Source organism: Stenotrophomonas sp. PS02297 (assembly GCF_029959705.1).
Classification (GTDB): Bacteria; Pseudomonadota; Gammaproteobacteria; order Xanthomonadales; family Xanthomonadaceae; genus Stenotrophomonas; species Stenotrophomonas nitritireducens.
Genome location: NZ_JASCOS010000189.1, coordinates 1 through 4,409, shown reverse-complemented (window position 1 = coordinate 4,409; position 4,409 = coordinate 1). Strand labels below are relative to the sequence as shown.

Below are 4,409 nucleotides of genomic sequence, written 5' to 3'. Positions count from 1 at the left end.
GCCTTCGGCAGGCCGGCGGTGGGCAGGGAGCCGGTGGAGTGCAGCTGGCCGAAGCGCGCGCAGGCCAGCACGAACAGCAGCGCGGTGAACACGAAGGGGGCCGTCAGTGCCGGCAGCCTCCACGCCCCGAACAGGTTCATCAGGGCCGCCATCAATACCGTGGTGCCGGCCGCCGCCAGCATCACATAGCCCCAGGTCAGCGGGCTCGGCTCCAGGAAATACAGCAGCGCGATGGCGACCAGCGCACCGTTGAAGCCGAACAGCCCAGCACGGATTTTCGTGCGCTCGGCGCCCAGCCACAGCGCGGTGAGCGTGCTTGCCGCGGTTCCGAGCAGCACCGCCCCGCCGAACAGCAGCGAGTTGTAGAAGATGCCCGCCAGGAACAGCAGGCCGGCCAGGCGGTTGTCCTGCAGCATCACCTGGCTGATGCCGCGCAGCAGGGTGCCCGCCGCCGCCAGCGCGCACGCGCCCGGATCAGCGGACAGGCGGGCCGGGCGCGGGGCGGGCGTCGTATGCGCCGGCCGGGGGGAAACACGGGGCTTCATGGAATCCTCGCAGGCACGGAAGATCGGCGCGAACGCCGCCCCGGACCAGCCGGGCAGCGCAGTGTGGCAGTGTCCGGGCGCGGCATGTGGGCCGACGACGGCATGACTGCCGGGAGGCGCCGGCACCGATCCCGTCGCACGGCGCCAGCCGCTGCGGCCATGCGCGCCGTTTTCAGAACGGATACCACGCCAGCGCGGCGCGGAAATCGGCCGCGGCCTGCCATTCGTGCAGGTGCCAGCGCGCGGCCTCGCCCAGTCCGGGGTCGCACCAGGCCAGGTACAGGGCGCCGTCGTCGCCGGGGGCGAAGCGCAGCCGGTGCAGGCCGAAGGAAATGCCATGGCCATGCGCCTTGAGCAGGGCTTCCTTGGCGCACCAGACGCGGAAGAACCAGTGTTCGCGGGCGGCATCGTCCAGCCCGTCCAGCCAGGCGATCTCGTCGGGATGGAAGAAGCGGGCGATCACCTGCCGCATCTGCCGGCGCGGGCGCTGCTGCTCCAGGTCCACGCCCAGCCGGGCGCGTTCGCCCAGCGCCACCAGCAGGTGGCCGCCACTGTGGCTCCAGCCGGTACCGTAATGCGCCAGTTCGCCGATCAGCCAGGGCCGGCCGCGCTCGTCGCGGGTCAGCGGCAGGGCCTGCGGCGTGCTGCCCAGTTCGGCCGCCAGCAGCTCGCGCGCCTGCGGCTCGCCGCGGGTGCCGGGCACGTGCGGCAGCTGCCAGACCCTCACCTGCCCGAACCGCCAGGACGGCACCGGCGCCATCAGCCCGCGGCCCTGGTCCACAACCGCTTCACGCCCGATCGTCTTGACTGCAACGGTCGCACCGCTCCGGGTGCACAGACGAAAGGAGACATCGGCATGGGCATCATCATCTGGTTGATCGTGGGCGGCGTTGTCGGCTGGCTCGCCAGCATCATCATGCGCCGCGACGCGCAGCAGGGCATCATCCTGAACATCGTGGTGGGCATCATCGGCGCGATGATCGCCGGCTTCCTGTTCAGCGGCGGCAGCATCAACGGCGCCATCACCCTGCGCTCGTTCCTGCTTTCGCTGCTCGGCGCGGTGATCCTGCTGGCCATCGTCAACCTGTTCACGCGCAAGAGCATCCGCTGACCCGCGGGCCTGCGAACCACGAAGCCCGGCCGGCAACGGTCGGGCTTCGCTGTCTCAGTCCTTCGCCAGCTGCACCCACGCCGGCGCATGGTCGCTGGGGCGGTCCCAGGTCCGCGGTTCGCGGTCGATGCCGGCGGCCACCGCCTGCGGCCGGAGCGCGTCGGACACCAGGGTCAGGTCGATGCGCAGGCCCAGGTCGCGGCGGAAACCGGCGGCGCGGTAATCCCACCAGCTGAAAACGCCAGCCGCGTCGTTGTGCAGGCGGAAGCCGTCGTGCAGGCCCAGCCGCAGCAGCTTCTCCAGCGCACCGCGCTCGGCCGTGGACGTGAGGATGTGGTCGCCGTTCCACACCGCCGGGTCGTGCACGTCGCGGTCGTCCGGGGCGATGTTGAAATCGCCCAGCACCACCAGCTTCGGGTGCTCCCGCAGTTCGGCGGCGATCCAGTCGTGCACCGCTTCGAGCCAGCGCAGCTTGTAGGCGTACTTCTCGGTGCCCACGTCCTGCCCGTTGACCACGTAGAGGTTGATAACGCGCACGCCGTTGACGGTGCCGGCGATGGCCCGCTTCTGCTCGTCGTCGAAGCCCGGGATGCCGACCTGCACGTCCTCGATGGGATCGCGCGCAAGCAACGCCACGCCGTTGTAGGTCTTCTGCCCGGCGAACACGTTGCGGTAGCCCAGTTCCAGCAGCCGGGTCTCCGGGAACTTGTGGTCCTCCAGCTTGGTTTCCTGGATGCCGACCACGTCGGGGGCGAAAGCGGCCAGCCACTGCTCCAGGTGGGGCAGGCGGACATTGAGCGAATTGACGTTCCACGAAGCGATTTTCATGGGGCGATTCTAAGCCCAGCCGACGCGCACCGGGCCGGCGGCGACCGCGGCACTGCAAACAAACGCTATCGCATGAATGTCCGGGAACGCACTTTTTCAGCGTTCCGAATCGCGCAGACTGCCCCGCAGGATGAGGGGAAACCATGCGTAGCAAGCTGTTCGTGCCCGGCGCACGCCCGGAACTGTTCGACAAGGCGATGGCCGGCGCGGCCGATGTCCTGTCCTTCGATCTGGAGGATTCGGTGCCGGAAGCCGGCAAGGCCGCCGCGCGCGTGCAGGTCGGACTGTTCCTCTCCCGGGCCGACGTGGCTGCCAGCGGCCGGCGGCTGATCGTGCGCTGCAACGGCACCGGCAGCGCCCACTTCGCCGCCGACGTGGCGGCGGTCGCCCTGCCCTCGGTCTGGCTGCTCAATCTCCCCAAGGTCGAATCCGCGGCGCAGGTGCGCGAAGCGGCCGCGGCGCTGGAACGCGCCGAGGCCGGCAACGGCGTCGTGCGTCCGATCGGCCTGCTGCTCAACATCGAGACCCCGCGCGGCCTGCGCCAGGCCGCGGAGCTCGCCGCCGCGCACCCGCGCGTGGCCGGCCTGCAGCTCGGGCTGGGCGACCTGTTCGCGCCCAACGGCATCGCCCGCACCGCGGCCAACGTGCACGCCACGCTGTTCGCGCTGCGCATGGCGGCGGCCGAAGCCGGCGTGTTCGCCTGCGACGGCGCCTTCCCCGATGTCGGCGACGACGAGGGCTTCCGCACCGAGGCACGGATGGCGCGGGAGCTGGGCTTCATCGGCAAGAGCTGCATCCACCCGCGCCAGGTGGGATTGGCCAACGACGTTTTCGGCGTATCCGATGCCGCGGTCGCCGAAGCCCGCCGCATCGTCGCCGCCGCCACGGTCGCGGCCGCCCAGGGACGGGGCGCGTTCCTGTTCGAAGGCCGCATGATCGACCTGCCCTTCCTGCGCCGCGCCGAAGCGCTGCTGGCCGCCGCGGCCCGCGCCGCTTCCTGATCCCTTTTCCTGCCGAGCCACGCCGATGTCGATACCCGCAGCCGTTGTGCCCGCCCTCCCCCTGCCCCGGCGCGCGCTGCGCGGCCTGCGCCTGCTGGCGACGCTCGCACTGCTGGCGCTGGGCGGCACCGCGGCGGCGGAGAACCTGAGCACGGTGACATCCGGGAGCCTGGCGCCGCTGCCGGCCGATGCGGCGCAGCCACGGTTGCTGGCGGTCGACGGTCACGACGTCGCGCTGTCCGCCGGCAAGGCCTGGACACTGGCCAGCGACGGCAAGGCCTGGCAGCCGCTGGCGCTGGCGCCGGCCGGTGCCACCGCCGACATCCGCACGGCGGTCAACGCCGGCGGCCAGGCCTGGCTGCTGCGCGGCACCGCCGCCGACAGCAGCGACCGCCTGCAGAGCGCACGCCTGCAGGGCGACACGCTGGCGCTGGGACGCACGCTCGCCCTGCCGGTGGCGCTGGGCAACGCGCAGGCCGCCGCGCTCGGCGACGTGCTGTACGTGGCCGGCACCGCCGCCGATGGCTCGATGCACCTCTACCGGCACGCGCTGGCGGCCGAGGCCGGCGGCTGGCAGGCGCAGCCGGTGTGGCCTGCCGACGGCCGGCTGGTGGCGCTGCAGGGCCAGAAGGGCGGCCTGTACGCGGTCCTCGGCAATGTGGCGGGCGATGCGCTGTGGCGCTGGACCGTGGACAACGGCTGGCAGGCGGCGCCGGCGCCTGGAGGACACATCCTGCCCGGCTCGCTGCGCGCGCTCGGCCAGGCGCACCTGCTGATGCTGGTGCGCGATGCCACCGGTACCGGCCTGCGCACCTTCCACACCATCACCAGCGCCTGGGCCGCGCTCGACGCGCCGGCCGGCGCGGCCGCGCCGGCGCCGCGGGCCATCGCCGCGCGCGGCAACGGCCGGGCCTGGGCCAGCGC

The 4,409-nt window shown here is 72.3% G+C and carries 5 protein-coding genes and 1 pseudogene; 3 read left to right on the top strand and 3 right to left on the bottom strand.

Going from position 1 to position 4,409, the window contains the following annotated elements; all coding sequences use genetic code 11:
• Together QMX80_RS18505 and QMX80_RS18500 are read right to left on the bottom strand one after the other, a co-directional pair.
• A partial coding sequence (locus tag QMX80_RS18505) for an urea transporter (RefSeq protein WP_282278642.1) occupies positions 1–545 on the bottom strand: 545 nt, incomplete at its 3' end.
• A 172-nt stretch (positions 546–717) separates the two neighbouring features.
• Positions 718–1,305 carry a 4'-phosphopantetheinyl transferase superfamily protein gene (locus tag QMX80_RS18500; protein ID WP_055767441.1) on the bottom strand — a complete coding sequence of 196 codons (588 nt, stop codon included), beginning with the start codon at positions 1,303–1,305 and terminating at the stop codon, positions 718–720.
• Positions 1,306–1,401: 96 nt separating this feature from the next.
• On the opposite strand from QMX80_RS18500, the gene QMX80_RS18495 reads away from it, so the two are divergent.
• Entirely contained in the window at positions 1,402–1,656 is a 255-nt protein-coding gene (locus QMX80_RS18495) for a GlsB/YeaQ/YmgE family stress response membrane protein (RefSeq protein ID WP_055767264.1), read from the top strand.
• A gap of 54 nt (positions 1,657–1,710) precedes the next feature.
• Here QMX80_RS18495 and xth read toward each other — a convergent pair whose 3' ends face one another.
• Positions 1,711–2,484 carry an exodeoxyribonuclease III gene (xth, locus tag QMX80_RS18490; RefSeq protein WP_057505006.1) on the bottom strand — a complete coding sequence of 258 codons (774 nt, stop codon included), beginning with the start codon at positions 2,482–2,484 and terminating at the stop codon, positions 1,711–1,713.
• Between the two features lie 143 nt (positions 2,485–2,627).
• Here xth and QMX80_RS18485 point away from each other — a divergent pair, with 143 nt between their 5' ends.
• Both QMX80_RS18485 and QMX80_RS18480 read left to right on the top strand, forming a co-directional pair.
• Positions 2,628–3,485, top strand: a complete 858-nt coding sequence (locus QMX80_RS18485; protein WP_273081517.1) for a CoA ester lyase — start codon at positions 2,628–2,630, stop codon at positions 3,483–3,485.
• A 46-nt stretch (positions 3,486–3,531) separates the two neighbouring features.
• Positions 3,532–4,409: pseudogene (locus QMX80_RS18480) on the top strand (hypothetical protein); the annotation flags it as partial.